Genomic DNA, 17,623 nt, shown 5'->3' on the forward strand with positions numbered 1-17,623 from the left:
GATGAAAGAGCATTACGATGTAGTAATTGTTGGCAGCGGTTTAGGCGGATTGGTTTCGTCTATAATTTTGGCTAAAGAAGGCTACAGCGTTTGTGTGCTCGAAAAAAACAATCAATACGGCGGAAATCTGCAGACTTTTGTTCGTGATAAAACTATTTTTGATACGGGAATTCATTATATCGGAGGCTTAGATAAAGGCGAAAATCTCTATAAATATTTTAATTATATCGGTATTATGAAGCATCTAAATTTGAAAAAATTAGATGATAACTGTTACGATATGATTTCTTTTGAAGATGATCCAAACGAATACCCGCATGCGCAGGGATATGACAATTTCACCAAACAGCTGACTGCCTTTTTTCCTGAAGAAAAAGCCAATATTGATAAATACTGCGAAAAACTAAAGGCAATCTGCGACGCTTTTCCGCTTTACAATTTAAACTGGGAAGGAAAATATGAAAACGAAATTCTTGCGCTTAACGCCAAAGAAACAATTGATGAATGCACGCAGAATGAAAAATTAAAAGCGGTTCTTGCCGGCTCTAATTTTTTGTATGCCGGAATTCCAGACAAGTCGCCATTTTACGTTCATGCTCTTTCGATAAACTCATACATTCAAAGTTCATGGCGATGCATTAACGGCGGAAGCCAGATTACAAAACAACTTTTAAAACAGCTTAAAAAATACGGCGGCGAATTTTACAAATACAAAGAAGTTACTCGATTTCATGTCGAAAACAACAAAGTTGAATATGTTGAATTAAAAAACGGAACAAAAGTTTTTGGCTCAAGGTTTATTTCAAATATTGAACCCAAAACAACTTTGAAAATGGCTGGTGAGGAAAACTTTAGAAAAGCATTTGTTAATAGAGTTCATAGTCTTGAAGGTGTCATTTCGGCTTTTAGTTTGTATTTGGTTTTTAAACCTCAAACTTTTAAATATGTCAATCATAATTTTTATCATTTCAAAAAAAGCAGCGAAGTATGGACTGCGCATGATTATGATGATGATTCTTGGCCAAAAGGTTTTATGGCTTCGATGAATGCCTCAAAAAAAGATGAAATCTGGGCTGACGGAATGACGTTTATTACCTATATGAAATATGAAGATATGGCTCCTTGGAGCGATACTTTTAATACAACTGCCGAAAAAAGCGATCGAGGGGAAAGTTATGAAGAATTTAAAGCGAGAAAAACGGCAAAATTTTTAGATGAAATTGAGCTGAAATTTCCAGGAATTAAAGATTGTATAAAATCGATTCATTCCTCGACACCGCTTTCTTATCGCGATTATATTGGCGGTTACAACGGAAATATGTACGGATATGTTAAAGATTCTAATAATCCGATGAAAACGCTGATCCCCGCAAAAACCAAATTAGATAATTTGTACCTTACGGGTCAAAGTATAAACATGCACGGAGTATTGGGGGTCACAATTGGTGCCGTTTCGACCTGCTCTGAAATTATTGGTAAAGAATATTTGGTTACCAAAATCAACAAAGAATCTGAATAAAGAATCATGAATAACCGAATCTCATTTTTTTTATTTATCGGTTTTCTACTATCGCTTGTTTCTTGCGGAACATCAAAATCAATGCACCATCAACCCGAAATTTCGGGATATAATTCAGAAAAACCGGTTGTTAAAAAAATTTCTGACTCTGTTTTTACTTCAGGAAAAAATTCACTTTTAAAAAATAAACAAGGTCTTTGGGAATTATATACCGAAGGCGATCCGCTTGAAATTGGTTTAAACACCGGTGCGTTGACAGATTCACTTTTAAAAAAACAACAACAGATTTTTTTCTCTAAAATAACCGATCTAATTCCGTCAAATTTTGAGCAGAAAATGCTTCGTCATTTTTTAAAATGGTACAATCGAAAATTATATTTGAATGTTCCTGAGGAATATCAAACTGAAATTTTTGGAGTTTCAGAATATACTTCGCATGAGTTCGACAATATTGCATCCAAGTATCAACGCGGCTTGTATTTACACGCTGCACACGATATTGGTCACGCCCTTCAAGATTTAGCTTTAGTTGGCTGTTCTTCTTTTGCTGCTTGGAATGAAAAATCGGAAGATGGAAGTTTAATTCTTGGGAGAAATTTTGATTTCTATGTAAATGATGCTTTCGCCGAAAACAAAATTATCGCATTCATAAATCCGAAAGAAGGTCATAAATTCATGATGATTACCTGGCCGGGAATGGTTGGTGCAGTTTCTGGAATGAATCAAGAAGGTTTAACGATTACGATTAATGCATCAAAATCAAAAATTCCGTTAATTGCCAAAACGCCAATTTCGATTCTTACTCGAGAAATTTTACAGCACGCCGCAACTATTGACGAAGCTGTTGCAATTGCCAAAAAAAGAAAAGTATTTGTTTCTGAATCTATAATGGTAGGAAGTGCAAATGATAACAAAGCAGTTTTAATCGAAGTTTCTCCAAAAAAAATGGATGTTTTCGATGTTTCAAACAGCAATGAATTAATTTGTTCGAATCATTTTCAAGGTGATGCCTTTAAAAATGACAAAAGAAATCAAGCACAAATTACCAACAGTCATTCTGAATATCGATTTGAAAGAATGCAGGAACTTTTATCTGAAAACCCAAAAATAAATCCTGAAATTGCTTCTGAAATTCTTCGAAATAAAAACGGTTTAAAAAATATTCCGCTTGGTTACGGATCTGAAAAAGCACTAAATCAGCTTATTGCGCATCATGGAATTATTTTTAAACCCAAAGAAAAATTAGTCTGGGTGTCTGCAAATCCGTATCAATTAGGCGAATTTGTCTGCTACGATTTAGATGCTGTTTTTAATAATCGAAAAACAAATACTCTGGTTTCGTTTCAAATAGAAAATTTAAATATTGCCAAAGATCCTTTTCTTAAAACTACAGCTTACGAGAATTATAAAAAATTTAGAATTGAAGATCATAAAATAGATGCTCTACTTGAAAAAAAAGAAAGTATTTCGGCTGCATTTATACAAAATTACCAATCCTTAAACCCTGATTATTGGGTTGTATATTATAAGCCAGGATTGTACTTTTACCAAATAAAAGATTTTAATCAGGCAAAGCTTAATTTTGAAAAAGCTTTGACAAAAGAAATCACCACTGCACCCGAAAAAGAAAAAATTGAAAAATATTTAAAAAAGATCAAAAGAAAACTACAATGATTCCAGCAATAGAAAAAGATTCTTTAGAAGAAATTAAAATTTTTCAAGAAAAAAAACTTACCGAACTTTTAGAATATATCAGTCAAAATTCACCTTTTTACAAAAGACTTTTTGCTGGGCAGAATATCGACATTTCGAAAATTAAAAAGCTCGAAGATTTACAATTTTTGCCTGTTACTACAAAAGAAGATTTACAACAATATAATGATGATTTTGTATGCGTGCCGCAAAATAAAATTATCGACTACGCCTCTACTTCTGGTACTTTAGGAGATCCTGTAACTTTTGGTTTAACTGATTCTGATTTAGATCGATTGGCTTATAATGAAGCGATTTCTTTTGCCTGCGCAGGAATTGCTGAAGGTGATGTAGTACAGTTGATGACTACAATTGACAGAAAATTTATGGCTGGTTTGGCTTATTTTCTGGGACTTAGAAAACTAAAAGTAGGCGTTATTCGAGTTGGTGCTGGTATTCCAGAAATGCAATGGGATTCGATTTTAAAATACAATCCGAGTTATTTAATTACTGTTCCTTCGTTTTTATTGAAGTTAATTGAATATGCCGAAATTCACGGAATCGATTATAATAATTCGAGTGTAAAAGGCGCCATTTGCATTGGAGAATCGCTGAGAGACCAAGATTTTTCGATGAATACTTTGTCTAAAAAAATCACGGATAAATGGAATATTAAGTTATTTTCGACTTATGCTTCTACTGAAATGAGTACGGCTTTTACAGAATGTGAACATGGAAAAGGCGGTCATCATCATCCAGAATTAATCATTGTTGAAGTTTTGGACGAAAATAATCTGCCAGTAAAAAATGGTGAAACAGGCGAACTCACTTTTACTACTTTAGGTATTGAAGCGATGCCTTTACTGCGTTTTAAAACGGGCGATGTTGTACAGCTTCATAATGAACCTTGTGCCTGCGGGCGACATACTTTGCGTGTTGGTCCTGTTTTAGGACGCAAGAAACAAATGATAAAATATAAGGGTACAACGCTTTATCCGCCGGCAATGAACGATGTTTTAAGTGGTTTTGATAATATCGAAAATCATATTATTGAAATTTCAACAAACGATTTAGGCACGGATGAAATCGTGATAAAAATTGCTGTAAAAAATCAAACTCCAGAATTTTTGCAGGAAATAAAAGATCATTTTAGAGCTAAATTAAGAGTAACTCCAAAAATAGAATTCGCCTCAAAAGAAACTTTAAACCCTTTGGTTTTTAACCCAATGAGCCGTAAACCAATTCGTTTTTTTGACTATAGAACTTAATAGAGGTGCAAAGTTGCAAAGGTTCAGAGAGACAAAGGTTTATCTAATTGTCTGATAAAAAAACCTTTGAACCTTTGCTTCTCTGAACCTTTGAACCTCAATTTGGCACAAATTGAACTAAATGTTGTAATTTTGCAAAAAATTATGAAGATGGTCAAGATTGGCAACATAGAATTACCCGAATTTCCTTTACTGCTTGCTCCGATGGAAGATGTGAGTGATCCGCCGTTTCGTAGATTATGCAAAACGCACGGTGCTGACATGATGTATTCGGAATTTATCTCATCAGAAGGATTGATTCGTGATGCTATCAAAAGTAGAATGAAGTTGGATATTTTTGATTACGAACGTCCTGTTGGAATTCAGATTTTTGGCGGCGATGAGGAAGCAATGGCGCTTTCGTCTAAAATTGTTTCTACGGTAAAACCTGATTTAGTCGATATTAATTTTGGGTGTCCTGTAAAAAAAGTAGTTTGTAAAGGTGCTGGAGCGGGTGTTTTGAAAGATGTTGATTTAATGGTTCGTTTAACAAAAGCGGTTATTAGAAGTACTGATTTGCCTGTAACGGTAAAAACGCGTTTGGGCTGGGACGAAAACTCGATTAATATTGATGAAGTTGCTGAAAGACTTCAGGATATTGGTGTTCAAGCTTTAACAATTCACGCCAGAACTCGTGCTCAAATGTACAAAGGCCACTCTGACTGGTCGCATATTGCTCGTGTAAAAAACAATCCAAGAATCACAATGCCTATTTTTGGAAACGGAGATATTGATAATCCTGAAAAGGCTTTAAAATATAAAAATGAATACGGAATTGACGGTATTATGATTGGTCGTGCTGCAATTGGTTATCCGTGGATTTTTAATGAAATTAAACATTATTTTAAAACAGGTGAACACTTACCTGCTCCAACGGTTATTGACCGTGTTGAAGCGGCGAGAAATCATTTACAATGGTCTATGGATTGGAAAGGCGAGCGTTTAGGAATTGTAGAAATGCGTCGTCATTATACCAACTATTTTAAAGGAATTCATTCTTTTAAAGAATTCAAACAAAAACTGGTTACTACTGATGCTCCTGAAGATTTATTCGCAATTATGAAAGAAATTGAGCAGGTTTACGCAGGATATGAATTTGTTTAAAATATAATCTTTGTCAAAGTTTTCAACTCTGATAAAAATCTGATATATAAAAAAAGACCTTCAATATTGAAGGTCTTTTATTTTGATTATATAATCATTTTTTACTTTACAGCTTCTAAAATATTTAATGCAATTTCTGTCTGTCCTTTTTCGCTGGTAATGTAATCGCGATCTTTTTCATTTGATAAAAATCCAATTTGCAATGTCATAACAGGACAGCTGGCATTTTTTAGTATATAAAAAGGTGCTTCAGAAACTCTTCTTTTTTTGAGATTTCCAGCTTCAGTCATTTTATCAATTACAAAAATTGCGCTTTCTTTTGATTTTTCATGAAACTTCTCATTTGATGGAACATAGGCTTCTACTCCATTTGCACTCATATTCATATTTGCGTTAACATGCAGAGAAACAACTAAATCTGGTTTTAAATTATTGATTATAGAAACTCTCTCGCTCAATTCTATCTCACGATCACTATCTCGAAGTAAAATAATTTCAAGGTTACTATCCTTATTTAATGCTTTAATTTTTTTTGCGATTGTTTCCGTAATCAATTTTTCTTGAAATCCATACATGTCGGCACCAAGATCTTTTCCTCCATGACCGGCATCAATTACAATTGTTTTTTTCTCCTCTAATGGCTTAAACGAAAAAATCACTACTAGTCCTAAAATTCCTAAAAGCGCTGAAAATTTAATTCGATTTTTCATAATATAGTTTTTGGTTACTAAATTTTAACGTCTTTTTTTAAGAAAAAGTATACAAATAAATTTTACACCTGAACTCTTTTCCACTTTCCTCTTTTATAAAAAAAGATTCCAGCCAATGTTATTGCGGTCTCAGCAACTGAAATTGCAATGAAAACTCCTGTTGGTCCCATATTAAAATGTTTGGCAAGTATGTACGCTAATGGTATTTGAAACAACCAGAATCCGAAGAAATTAATTCCTGTTGGTGTCCAAGTATCTCCTGCTCCATTAAAGGTATTTATTAAAACCATTCCTATTCCATAAAAGACAAAACCAATGCACATGATCTGCAAAGCTTCTACTGCAACCGTTTTTACTATTTCGTCATTGGTGAAAAATGAAATTATATACTGTCCAAAAACTAATGTTATAATTGTAATAGAAGCCATAAAAACCAAATTGTATTTTGCAGTCGTAAAAACTGATTTTTCGGCGCGCTCAATTTGTTTAGCTCCTAAATTCTGCCCAACCAAAGTTGCTGCAGCATTACTCAATCCCCAAGCAGGCAGAATAAAAAACATCATAATTCGCAATGCCGTTTGATAGCCTGCAGAACCATGATCGCCTCCTGTTGTAGCTACTAATTGTGCCAAGAAGATCCAACTGCATGAAGCGATTACAAATTGTAAAACTCCCGGAGCAGCAATTTTGACTAAAGCTTTTATCTGCTTGAAATCTGGAATCAAATAAGAGATTTTAATTTTTAAAACTCCATTTCCATAAAACAGATGATAAATTTGATACAAAACCCCAATGCTTCTTCCTAAAGTTGTGGCAATAGCAGCACCAACTAATCCGAAAGCAGGAATTGATCCGAAACCATTAATTAAAATTGGACATAAAATAATATTACAAATATTGGCAATCCAAAGGCTTTTCATTGCGATTGCAGCATTCCCAGCACCGCGAAAAATTCCGTTTATCAAGAATAAAAATGTAATGCATAAACTTGAGCCAATCATAATTTGAGTGTATCTAAACCCATGTTCAGCAGCTTCAACAGAAGCTCCCATGAATAAAAGAATGTCTTTGGCATAGATGATTCCAAAAATGCTCATAAAAACACTTAGTACAAATGCAATAATTATAGCCTGCATACCGGCTTTTGCAGCAGCTACAGGATCTTTTTCTCCAATACGTCTTGCTACAACTGCGGTCGCTGCCATACTTAATCCAATGTCTAGAGAATATATAATTGTTAAAACAGACTCTGTTAATCCAACTGTTTGAATTGCAAAACTGCTGTGTTCTAAGTGACCAACAAAATACAAATCGACTAAAGCAAAAACCGATTCCATCATCATTTCTAAAACCATTGGTATGGCTAATAGAATTACGGCTTTCTTAATGCTTCCAGAGGTATAATCGAATGATTCGTCGCCTTGTAAGGCTTGTTTTAGGGTGGTGAAAATTTTAGAAAATAAACTTTTCTTTATAACTGTTTCTGTCATGATATTTAGGATAAATGATAAAATTTGCCCAGATGTAATAATCTGAACTAAGAGAGTAAAACGTAAGTATCCTAATTATTCTAAAAAAATAAAATTAGGATTAGGCAGAAACAATCATATGCTGTAGATTTTTAAAGCAATAAATGTAAGTAATATTTTTTAGAGAAATATATTAATCCAACAACTTTTTGCTTACACGGCTGCTGGCAATTAATGAAGCTACAAAACCAAGAGAAACAATTGTACCTAAAACAATAAGTACGTTTTCTACTGTAAATACTACTGGATAGGCCAAAGTTGCGGTAAGCATAATGAGCTCATACTTTTGCTGCAGCACTACTAGAATAATACCTAAAGCGAGACCCAATAATCCTCCAAAAATACTTAGCAGCGTTCCTTGAAGTAAAAATATTTTTCGAAGGCTGTTGATTTCTGTTCCAAGATTAAAAAGGGTTTTTAGATTTCCTTTTTTCTCTAAAATCATCATAATCAAAGCACCGACTAAATTAAAAAGTGCTACAACAATTACAAGAGTGAAAATCAAATAAACTACAATATTCTCAGTATTAAGCATTCTGTATAAAGACTCGTTAAGCTGTGCTCTGTTTTTTAAAGTGACTTTGTTATCGAAAATCTTTTTTAGTTGATTTGTAATGGCATTTTCGTCTGCATTTGGTTTCAGTTTAAATTCGATACCTGAAATCTGATTGGGTTTATACATCAACAATTCCTGAGTAAGACCTAAATCAGCAAATACATATTTTGAATCTAAATCTTCACTGATTGAGTAAACTCCAACAGGCAATACATCTGTTTTTGTAAAGGCTTCATTTGGATTTTCGATTGCTCCTGTTCCTGGTTTTGGTGCAAATATCTGCAGCGGATTTTCAAAATCAAGAATTCCCATCGAGAAATCCTGTGCCATTCTATATCCAATTACTACCTGATAAGAGTCTCTTCTAAGCCACTGCCCATTAAATAGTTTTTTCTTGATATCGTTTACTACAGGATAAACACTGTCTACACCTTTTAAATAGGTAACATGCTGTTTATCTTTGAATAAGAACAAAACACGTTCTTCGATAATTTTGGTGTAAGAAGCAACTCCTTCAATTTTTTTGAGCTGATTTTCTTGTTCTTTAGAAATAAAAAATGATTTTCCTAAAGTACTAGTCATTTTCAAATCGGGATCTATTTCGTTTGTAAACGAAAGACTAAATACTTTTAATCCGCTAAAAACGGACAACACCACAAACAAAGCCATTGTGCCAACAACAATTCCCATGCTGGCAATACGATTGATAATATTGATAGCGTTATTTTTACTTCGGCTGAAAATATATCGTTTGGCTATGTAAAGGGGGAAATTCAATTTATGATTTTCTTCTTTTTTCTAGTAGATCACGGTTTTCAATTGGATTTTCTCTGTTTGCCAAAGCGTTGTCTATTTTCTCGATATAGTCTAAAGAATCATCAATAAAGAAAACTAGATTTGGCACACGGCGTAATTGCAAACGAACGCGCTGTGATAAATCATGTTTGATTAAGGTAGTATTTGATTTTATTCCTTCTAAAGTTTCTTTGGCTTTTTCTTGTGGAAAAATACTTAAATATACTGTCGCCACAGATAAATCTGAAGTAACACTAACTTTGGATACTGAAATTACTAAGTTGCTAATTCCATTTTTTCTCACTTCACCTTGCAAAATATCAACCAGATCTTTCTGGATTACACTGCCTATTTTTTTCTGTCTATTTGTTTCCATAGTGCAAAAATACTATTTTTAATTTCAATCGATGCAATTTCAAATTAACTTAAGAATGAATTTACAAATCTATTTCTCAAAAAGCTCTCACTTTTAGTATTCATTTTCACAATATTCTCAAATTTCAACTATTATAGGTAATCATTTGTTTTGATTTAAAAGCTGATAAATGTCACAAATATTATCGGAATTATTTTACATATTTGATATAAATTTAACACTTATCTATTATGAAAAAAAGAGAACCAATTAGTCACATTATGACTAAAAGCGTAGTGACTGTAAATCAAAATGACGATTTAAGAAAAGTAGTAGAAAAACTAAAATCGAATTCGATTAGACATATTCCAGTTGTTAATGGCAAAGTGGTCGTTGGTATTATAAGCCGAACTGATGTTAATCGACTGACTTTTGGCGCTTTATTTGACGGACAAGAAGGTGTAGATGAAGCGATCTTAGATATGCTAAGCATTTCGCAAGTTATGACTTCGAAACCAAAAACTCTACCTTCTGATACCATTATTAAAGATTTAGCGGAAGTTTTTGCAAAAGAAGATTTTCATGCTCTGCCTGTTGTAGACAATGGAGAACTGAAAGGAATTGTAACTACAACTGATGTTATTAAATATTTTTTAGAACAATATGATTAAAGTGAATGAAAGCCACAAAAAAAGAGTTTCTTATTCAAAATCCTTTAATTATGATCTAGATACAGAATTCTGCTTTACTTTAAAATCTAGATAATGCAAACAATAAAAAAGTCCTTTTCATCAGTATGTCGATGAAAAGGACTTTTTTAAGCTTAATCCTTTAGGAAATTTTACATTCTAAAATTTTTAATTGCTGTATTATCTATTTTGCAGCCATCCTTCTGGATTGTTATTTGATGTATTTTGAAGAATCAAGAATTTGATAATTGTTTTACCTGTGTCTCCACTAGTTCTAACTTTTCCAATAACTTGTTTTACTTTTACTTTATCACCTTGTTCAACAGATACAGAACTTAGATTTTGGTATACGGTAAAGAAATCTCCATGCTGAATAAAAACGGCTCTGTTTACAGGAGATAAGGCAATCACTTTCGAAACCACTCCTTCAAACACCGCACGTGCGCTTGCTCCCTGTTCAGTAGTAATCTCTACTCCTGAATTATGAACAGTCAATGACGGATACAATGGATGCGGTTGATCTCCGTAACCAAGAGATATGAATCCTTTCTCTACCGGCCAAGGCAATTTTCCTCTGTTTGCTTTAAAATCGGCAGCTAAAATTTTACCTTCCGGCGTTAATGCAATTCTGTCTGATGAATAACTTTTAGGTGCTGCTGCCTCTGCTTTCTCTGCTTCGCTGGCTTTACCTTCTGCGATTCTTCTGCGTCTCTCTTCTTCGGCTCTTTGATTCGCTAATCTAATTTGTTCACGAATAAGTTCTTTAATTTTAGCGTCAATTCTTCTTGATTCTTGCTGTTTTGCTCTTGTATCAGCAATAATTTTATTCTTGTCTTTTTTAATTGAGTTAACTAATTTTTGTTGTTCTTTTTTCTCAACTTCTAAACTTTGTTTTTCCTTTTCGTTCTCAGCAATAATTTTTTTCTTAACCTGTCTCTGCCCGTCCAACTTTGCATTAAAATCAACTAATTGTGCCGTTTTAGACTCTATTTCTAAACCTTGATTTTTTCTAAAATTAGTATATTGTTTTAAATATTGAGCTCGTTTATAAGCTTGCAAAAAACTTTCTGAAGACAAAATAAACATTGCTCTACTTTGCTCAGAACGGCTTTTGTACGATTTTAAAATCATCTTAGCATAATCTGCTTTTAAAACTTCCAGCTCCTTTTTTAATTTATTAACCTTAACTTGATTAATATACATATCATTACTCAGCAGTTTTTCCTGCTTTGCGGTAGTATTGATTAATTTCTCTTTTAATTTGATTTTATTCGCCTGAATTAAAAATACATTTACAGCCGATTTTTCTTTTTTCTTTACGGATTGGAGCATTTTTTCATTATCTCTAATTTCCTGCTGAATCTGCGCTTTACGCTGTTCAAGTTTTTCTTGCTGTGAATCTTGCGCCCACATAAAAGTTGTGGCACAAATAAAAATTAGGCTGAGGAGAAATTTCGGCATGTTTCTTTTTTCTTTTTGCAAATTTACTTAATTAAAACTTTTTTATAACCGCTTGGTACACTATACGGAAAAGAAAGTTCCTCGTTAAACGAAATATTGTTATAATTTAAATTAATGTTAGTTGTTCCTTTTGGCTGTACAGCATTAATTGTAAGTGTTGTTGGAATTGTTCCTTGAGCAAAAGTTTTACTGTCAGAATAATTAATTTCTAACTTTCTGTTTTCAGATGCTTGTGTGATTTCTTCTTTCTGCAGTAAATATTTTTCAGGATCTAAATAGAATGCCTTTTTTATATTTTCATCCTTTTCATCTTCTAAACGAAAAAGATTTTCTACAATTGTCTGCGTATACTCTCCTTTTCTTAAATCATCAAAAGCTTCTCCAATTAATAAATTCTGTACTTTATTATAATCTAATTCCGTTCCAAGCCATTTGCTCAAACTGCTAAAATCACCTTCATAATAAGTACTGTTTATTTTTTCGTAATAGCTTACTGCAGTTGGCGTAATCAAGGCTTTTGCCATTGTAATTCCTAAAAATCGAACGCTTACTAAAATCTGTTTGTCCTTTTCAATTTTTATTTCAGCAGTTACATTTTGACTTTGTTTATCATCTACATATCTCGCAGCAGCTTTTATATAGAGAGTCGAAAAATCAAGTTTGTTTTCGTAATGCTTCTCTATTGCCTTTTTATCTTTTTTTGTAATCGTTTCGACTACAGTGTTGTTTTGTACTGCTGTCTGTTTTGATTTACAAGAAATCACAAAAACGGACATCAATACTAATACAATATATTTTTTCATTTTATTCTCCTTATTATTTTTGTTTTAATAACTCATTTGCTTTCAAAAAGTATTCCTCTTTTTTCTTAGCATCTCCCAATCCATTGTAAGCCTCACCAAGTTGAATATTAAAATTTGCTTCGAGCTTTTTATCATCAACAACATAATCAAGTCCCATTTCTAAAACGGTTTTTGCGTTCTTAAATTGCTTTAACTGATTATTTCCCAGTCCTGCATAATAGTAAAATTGAGGCTGACTCGGATAAACTTCTATCATACTCATCGCTCTTTTTGTCATTGGCTCAAATTGTTTTGCCTGCGCATAAGCATCAAGCAAAAGCAAATTAGTCTCACGATCTGTCTCTGAATTTGTTCTTAGATCTTTCTCGTAATATTTAATAGCATTTTCAAATTGTCCTTTTCCATGATAAAATTTGCCAATTTCTTTTGCTACATCAATTTCTTTATCGTTATCAAAATATGCAATTGCCTTTTCTAAATCAGGTCCATACTGAGGATTTTTAGTCACATAAATCAAAAATTCATTTAACGTGCGATGTTTCATTTTTGAGTCAATTTTTGAACTTGACAAAACTATATTCATCGCCTTTATCGCTTTATCTGCTTGATTGGCATCCAGATATACTTTGAATAAACTTACCTGTGCCCATTCTGAATCTGGAATTTCTTTTGATAATTGTTTTGCTATATCTAATGCCTTATCTGTTTCCTCAGCTTTTGAATATAAAAAAATCAAATTAACGTAATTGGATTCTTCTTTTGGATTTTTCTTAATCTGATCTATTAAATTGGTAATGGCAGCATCCTGATATTTTCCCTGCGATAAAATCTGTATTTTATATCTTTCGCGATCTTCAGATTTTCCAAACTTATCGTTCATTTCATTAATGGCAGTCAAAGCTTTATCAAATTGGTTTGTGATCATATACAACGATATTAAATCGTCTTTATACTCTTCATCAAAAACCATAATTTTCTGAATCGTTTCGATTGCCAGCGGATAATTTTTGGTTTCATAACTTACATCGTAAATTCCTAACCAGTACCATTTGTTTTTCGGGTTTAATTGAGTGGCTTTTTCAAATGCGTCTTGAGCATTTTTATAATTTTTCAGTGCCAAGTAATTTTTCCCCAATTCAAAATAGGCAACCGCATCATTAGGTTTTAGTTTAATACATTTCTCTAATGATACAATTGCTTTATCATAATTTTCGATTCCTTTTTGTTTTAAAGATTCATAAAAAGCATCTTGATAATCATCTGTTGCCATAGCAATATCCTCTGGTTCAGTTTGAGCCAAAACCGAGTTTGAATTGCCAAGCAAAACGAAAAATAAAATTATTAAAACACCTTTTTTCATTCTTTTTATATTTTCATTTTTAAACCAAAAAGAATCTGTTGAAACCTATTTTTATTCTAAAACAGAATAATCTCCAATGCTGATGCTGGTAAATTTACCATCATAACTTACATGATTTCCAATCATTGCATTGTCTAAATTTGCATTTTTTATTTGAGAATAAGTCTGTACTAAACTGTTTTTAATCGAACTATCAGTTACGTGACAACCTTTACCAATTGAAACGTTTGGACCAACTGTTGCATTTTTAAGTACTACATTTTCACCAATATAACAAGGTGGAATAATGGTTGAGTTTTCTAGTTTTACATCGTAATCAACTAAATGTTCACCATCGTTATGTAAAAATCCTAACATTCTGGTATTTGTTTCAACGGTTACATCTTTGTTTCCGCAATCCATCCATTCGTCAACGCTTCCAGTTTTAAAAACTTTTCCGTTGGCCATCATTGATTTGATACCGTCATTGATTTGATATTCTCCGCCGTTTTGAATGTTATTATCTAAAACGCCTTGTAATTCCTTTTTCAAATCGCCAACTTCTTTGAAATAGTAAATTCCAATAACCGCCAAATCGCTTACAAACTCTTTTGGTTTTTCAACCAATTCTATAATTTCGTTGTTTGCATTTAGTTTTACTACACCAAAAGCTTCTGGCTGTTCTACTTGTTTTACCCAAATTACAGCATCTGCTTCAGGATCTAATTCAAAATCGGCTCTGATTAAAGTATCAGCATAAGCAATAACCGCAGGTCCTGAAAGAGATTCTTTTGCACACATAATAGCGTGACCTGTTCCTAAAGGCAAATCTTGTCGATAAATAGATGCTTTTGCTCCTAATCCTTTTGCTAAATCTTCTAAACTTGCTACAAGATCATCTCCAAAAAAAGCAGGGTCTCCTAATATAAAAGCGACTTCTTCGATAGGTTCTTTTAAAATTTTAGCAATATCCTCCACTAAACGATGCACGATTGATTTTCCTGCAACTGGAATTAATGGTTTTGGAACTGTTAAAGTATGTGGCCTAAGTCTAGATCCTCGGCCAGCCATTGGAACGATTATTTTCATTTTTGTTTTTATTTGTTTCGAGAAGATTTAAATCTTCATTGATTTGGTTTGATTTTTTTTGATAAAGCCTATGAAGATTCTTTACTAAGATTTTTCATTTCACTTTAAAAGTGCTAGAAATTAATATGCTTCTAGATTATATAATGTAAAACTAAAAACTATTTTACTCCTGTACTGCCAAAACCGCCTTCACCTCTTGAAGTTTCAGAAAGTTCTTCGACTTCAATCCATTCAGCTCTTTCGTGTTTCGCAATAATTAATTGTGCAATTCGTTCTCCGTTTTCGATTACAAATTCTTCATTTGATAAATTTACTAAAATTACCCCTATTTCTCCTCTATAATCTGCATCAACCGTTCCTGGAGAATTTAAAACTGTAATTCCTTTTTTAGCAGCTAGTCCGCTTCTTGGTCTTACCTGCGCTTCGCAGCCAATTGGCAATTCGATAAAAAGTCCTGTTTTTACAATAGTTCTTTCTAAAGGTTTTAATGTAATTGACTCTGTTAAATTAGCACGTAAATCCATTCCTGCAGAAGCAATAGTTTCATAATTAGGTAAATCGTGCTGTGATTTATTGATAATTTGTATTTTCATTTTATATTTTAAATAATTAAAAAAGTAATTTCTACTTTTTCATGATTCCTTTAATAGTCTCTTTTTCATTATGATAAACAAAGTACATAAAGCCTAAAAGCAGCGGGATGCCAACGAAATAATTTTCTCTAAAGCCATAGAAAGAAATTGCCGAAAACACAATCGAAATTCCTAAATAAGCAGATATCTTATTCATATCATATGGTATTGGGTAATATTTATTTCCTAAAACATAGGAAATTAACATCATGCTTCCGTATGCTGAAATGGTAGCAATTGCTGATCCGTAATAACTGTATTTTGGAATTAAAAAGTAGTTTAAAACTAATGTTACGATTGCGCCAACTATCGAAATGTAGGCACCAATTTTTGTTTTATCTGTAAGTTTATACCAAACTGATAAATTGTTATAGATTCCTAAAAAGAAATTTGCCAAAATAATTAAGGGCACCACTTTCATGGCTTCCCAATAGGATTTGTTATCTAATAGAAGATATTTTAAAACATCTGCAAAAACAATTACACCTAGCAAAATCAATGAGCCCAAAATCACAAAGTATTTTGTAATAACTGCATATGTTTGAGGAGCATTAGCATTTTTTGCATGGCTAAAAAAGAATGGTTCAATTCCTAATCTAAAAGCTGTTGCAAATAAAACCATAAACAAGCCTAATTTATAACATGCAGAATAAGCTCCAACTTCAGATTTTGCTAAATTCTCAGGTAATAAATAGCCCAACAAAATTTTATCAAAATGCTCATTAACAGCAAATGCTAAACCGGCAACCAATATTGGCAGACCGTATTTCATCATTTTTTTCCAAAGTACAGGATCAAATTTTCGACCAAGCGACATATAATTTGGAGAAAGCACTACAAAAGTGGCCAAACTTGCGAGCAGATTGGCAATGAAAATATAAGCAATCTGGAAGTTTTCTACATATAAATTATCCCAAACTGAATTTGGATTTGAAGTCGCCAGTTTTGGTAAATACATCAAAAAGAAAATATTCAGCACCAAATTAACGATGACATTTCCAATTTTAATAGCCGCATACATCATTGGACGCTGATTGGCTCTTAACTTAGAAAATGGTACTAAAACCAAAGCATCTAAAACTAAAATCCAAACAGAATAGGTAATATACTGTACGTCTACTTCTGCCCAGGCAGCCAAGGTATTTCTAAATATTAAAGCAGCAAATAAAAAGATTATTGACGACCAAAATATTGATATTGTAGATGTTGCAATTACATTTTTCTTATCTTCTTCTGCGCTGTAAAATCTAAAAAAAGCCGTTTCCATTCCGTAGGAAAGTACTACATTAAAGAAAACCATCCAAGACAAAACAATCGAAACCTCACCATATTCAGCCGTTGGCAAAATACCTGTATATAATCTGACCAGTAAAAAACTAAGCATTCGGGGTAAAACCGTTGCCAGTCCATAAATCGCAGTTTGTTTGAATAGATTTTTATATAATCCCAAAATAGTTTGTAATAAAGTTCGTGAAACAAAAATAACCAATTCTTTGGTTTAATAATGCTTTTGAAGGTTCAATAAAAGCTTAACTATTATTTTATTTAGTTATTTTACTTTCATCTAAGATTTTTACAAAATGAAACCCTTTTGGATTGTATCCTTGGTTATAATAAAAACGATGAGCTCCAAAATTTCCCGTAAAAGCATCCAGAACTATACTGCTGCATCCTAAAGCTATCGCTTTCTGTTCAATAAAATCAGTTAATAATTTACCAATCCCTTTAGAACGATATTCTGGAGTTACAACAAAATTGTCTATCTCTAGATATTTTCCAGTCCACAGTTTAGTGGCAGACCAACAGCCCGTAAGTCCTACACAAGTTTCATCTTGAAAAACACCAACTTGAATATAATTATGAGGCACCATTTCAAGGAGAAACGATTTATACTTTTCTACCGTAATCATTGGGTATAGAAATCTCATTGTGTCGATTTGGTCCAACATTTCTTCAATCGAAGTAAGCTCACGTATTTGTAGATTCATAATATAAAAATAGACTTCAAAAATACTTATTTTTTTTGCTCTCTGTATAATAAGA

General features: G+C 32.6%; 16 protein-coding genes. 5 read left to right on the plus strand and 11 right to left on the minus strand.

Annotated features, from left to right (window positions below; translation table 11 throughout):
- Position 1: 1 nt before the first annotated feature.
- The 4 genes from ACHRVL_RS03025 (at position 2) to dusB (ending at position 5,622) form a co-directional block, all read left to right on the plus strand.
- Positions 2-1,519, plus strand: a complete 1,518-nt coding sequence (locus ACHRVL_RS03025) for a phytoene desaturase family protein (RefSeq protein ID WP_395410214.1) — start codon at positions 2-4, stop codon at positions 1,517-1,519.
- 6 nt (positions 1,520-1,525) lie between these two features.
- A complete protein-coding gene (locus ACHRVL_RS03030) occupies positions 1,526-3,193 on the plus strand; it encodes a C45 family autoproteolytic acyltransferase/hydolase (protein ID WP_395410217.1) in 1,668 nt (555 codons plus the stop codon).
- Complete coding sequence (locus tag ACHRVL_RS03035; protein ID WP_395410219.1) at positions 3,190-4,479, plus strand: phenylacetate--CoA ligase family protein; 1,290 nt, start codon at positions 3,190-3,192, stop codon at positions 4,477-4,479. Before ACHRVL_RS03030 ends, ACHRVL_RS03035 begins: the two co-directional genes overlap by 4 nt.
- A 150-nt stretch (positions 4,480-4,629) precedes the next feature.
- On the plus strand, positions 4,630-5,622 hold the full coding sequence (gene dusB, locus ACHRVL_RS03040; RefSeq protein ID WP_089058965.1) for a tRNA dihydrouridine synthase DusB: 993 nt from the start codon (positions 4,630-4,632) through the stop codon (positions 5,620-5,622).
- A gap of 101 nt (positions 5,623-5,723) precedes the next feature.
- On the opposite strand, the gene ACHRVL_RS03045 is transcribed toward dusB, so the two are convergent.
- From ACHRVL_RS03045 to rbfA, 4 genes are all read right to left on the minus strand, one after another.
- Positions 5,724-6,332: an N-acetylmuramoyl-L-alanine amidase gene (locus ACHRVL_RS03045; RefSeq protein WP_395410221.1), complete on the minus strand. Its 609-nt coding sequence runs from the start codon at positions 6,330-6,332 to the stop codon at positions 5,724-5,726.
- Between the two features lie 62 nt (positions 6,333-6,394).
- Positions 6,395-7,822, minus strand: a complete 1,428-nt coding sequence (locus ACHRVL_RS03050) for an MATE family efflux transporter (RefSeq protein ID WP_395410223.1) — start codon at positions 7,820-7,822, stop codon at positions 6,395-6,397.
- Positions 7,823-7,994: 172 nt separating this feature from the next.
- Positions 7,995-9,194, minus strand: coding sequence for an ABC transporter permease (locus tag ACHRVL_RS03055; RefSeq protein ID WP_395410225.1), 1,200 nt, complete (start codon positions 9,192-9,194; stop codon positions 7,995-7,997).
- A 1-nt stretch (position 9,195) separates the two neighbouring features.
- Positions 9,196-9,588 carry a 30S ribosome-binding factor RbfA gene (gene rbfA, locus ACHRVL_RS03060; protein WP_089053565.1) on the minus strand — a complete coding sequence of 131 codons (393 nt, stop codon included), beginning with the start codon at positions 9,586-9,588 and terminating at the stop codon, positions 9,196-9,198.
- Positions 9,589-9,818: 230 nt separating this feature from the next.
- Between rbfA and ACHRVL_RS03065 the strand changes: the two genes are divergently transcribed.
- The gene (locus ACHRVL_RS03065; RefSeq protein WP_089053564.1) at positions 9,819-10,238 is read left to right on the plus strand and encodes a CBS domain-containing protein; all 420 of its coding nucleotides are present in this window, start codon (positions 9,819-9,821) and stop codon (positions 10,236-10,238) included.
- A gap of 198 nt (positions 10,239-10,436) precedes the next feature.
- Here the strand turns inward: ACHRVL_RS03065 and ACHRVL_RS03070 are convergent, their stop codons facing one another.
- The 7 genes from ACHRVL_RS03070 to ACHRVL_RS03100 all read right to left on the minus strand — a co-directional run bounded on the left by ACHRVL_RS03070 (position 10,437) and on the right by ACHRVL_RS03100 (position 17,568).
- Positions 10,437-11,717 (minus strand): murein hydrolase activator EnvC, encoded by a 1,281-nt coding sequence (locus tag ACHRVL_RS03070; RefSeq protein WP_089053563.1) that lies wholly within the window; start codon positions 11,715-11,717, stop codon positions 10,437-10,439.
- A 23-nt stretch (positions 11,718-11,740) separates the two neighbouring features.
- A complete protein-coding gene (locus tag ACHRVL_RS03075; RefSeq protein WP_395410227.1) occupies positions 11,741-12,520 on the minus strand; it encodes a DUF4292 domain-containing protein in 780 nt (259 codons plus the stop codon).
- Between the two features lie 13 nt (positions 12,521-12,533).
- Positions 12,534-13,880 carry a tetratricopeptide repeat protein gene (locus ACHRVL_RS03080; RefSeq protein ID WP_395410229.1) on the minus strand — a complete coding sequence of 449 codons (1,347 nt, stop codon included), beginning with the start codon at positions 13,878-13,880 and terminating at the stop codon, positions 12,534-12,536.
- 51 nt (positions 13,881-13,931) lie between these two features.
- On the minus strand, positions 13,932-14,948 hold the full coding sequence (locus tag ACHRVL_RS03085; RefSeq protein ID WP_395410231.1) for a sugar phosphate nucleotidyltransferase: 1,017 nt from the start codon (positions 14,946-14,948) through the stop codon (positions 13,932-13,934).
- Positions 14,949-15,106: 158 nt separating this feature from the next.
- Positions 15,107-15,541: a dUTP diphosphatase gene (dut, locus tag ACHRVL_RS03090; RefSeq protein ID WP_129023311.1), complete on the minus strand. Its 435-nt coding sequence runs from the start codon at positions 15,539-15,541 to the stop codon at positions 15,107-15,109.
- A 31-nt stretch (positions 15,542-15,572) separates the two neighbouring features.
- Complete coding sequence (locus tag ACHRVL_RS03095; protein ID WP_395410233.1) at positions 15,573-17,030, minus strand: lipopolysaccharide biosynthesis protein; 1,458 nt, start codon at positions 17,028-17,030, stop codon at positions 15,573-15,575.
- Between the two features lie 91 nt (positions 17,031-17,121).
- On the minus strand, positions 17,122-17,568 hold the full coding sequence (locus ACHRVL_RS03100; RefSeq protein ID WP_395410235.1) for a GNAT family N-acetyltransferase: 447 nt from the start codon (positions 17,566-17,568) through the stop codon (positions 17,122-17,124).
- Between the last annotated feature and the right edge of the window lie 55 nt (positions 17,569-17,623).

The sequence above is a fragment of the Flavobacterium sp. FlaQc-28 genome (assembly GCF_044007415.1).
Lineage (GTDB): Bacteria > Bacteroidota > Bacteroidia > Flavobacteriales > Flavobacteriaceae > Flavobacterium.

Coding starts and splice junctions, on each gene's coding strand:
- ACHRVL_RS03075 (WP_395410227.1), bottom strand. CDS start 12,520: ATGAAAAAATATATTGTATTAGTATTGATGTCCGTTTTTGTGATTTCT.
- ACHRVL_RS03025 (WP_395410214.1), top strand. CDS start 2: ATGAAAGAGCATTACGATGTAGTAATTGTTGGCAGCGGTTTAGGCGGA.
- ACHRVL_RS03045 (WP_395410221.1), bottom strand. CDS start 6,332: ATGAAAAATCGAATTAAATTTTCAGCGCTTTTAGGAATTTTAGGACTA.
- ACHRVL_RS03030 (WP_395410217.1), top strand. CDS start 1,526: ATGAATAACCGAATCTCATTTTTTTTATTTATCGGTTTTCTACTATCG.
- ACHRVL_RS03035 (WP_395410219.1), top strand. CDS start 3,190: ATGATTCCAGCAATAGAAAAAGATTCTTTAGAAGAAATTAAAATTTTT.
- ACHRVL_RS03050 (WP_395410223.1), bottom strand. CDS start 7,822: ATGACAGAAACAGTTATAAAGAAAAGTTTATTTTCTAAAATTTTCACC.
- dusB (WP_089058965.1), top strand. CDS start 4,630: ATGGTCAAGATTGGCAACATAGAATTACCCGAATTTCCTTTACTGCTT.
- ACHRVL_RS03085 (WP_395410231.1), bottom strand. CDS start 14,948: ATGAAAATAATCGTTCCAATGGCTGGCCGAGGATCTAGACTTAGGCCA.
- dut (WP_129023311.1), bottom strand. CDS start 15,541: ATGAAAATACAAATTATCAATAAATCACAGCACGATTTACCTAATTAT.
- ACHRVL_RS03070 (WP_089053563.1), bottom strand. CDS start 11,717: ATGCCGAAATTTCTCCTCAGCCTAATTTTTATTTGTGCCACAACTTTT.
- rbfA (WP_089053565.1), bottom strand. CDS start 9,588: ATGGAAACAAATAGACAGAAAAAAATAGGCAGTGTAATCCAGAAAGAT.
- ACHRVL_RS03100 (WP_395410235.1), bottom strand. CDS start 17,568: ATGAATCTACAAATACGTGAGCTTACTTCGATTGAAGAAATGTTGGAC.
- ACHRVL_RS03065 (WP_089053564.1), top strand. CDS start 9,819: ATGAAAAAAAGAGAACCAATTAGTCACATTATGACTAAAAGCGTAGTG.
- ACHRVL_RS03080 (WP_395410229.1), bottom strand. CDS start 13,880: ATGAAAAAAGGTGTTTTAATAATTTTATTTTTCGTTTTGCTTGGCAAT.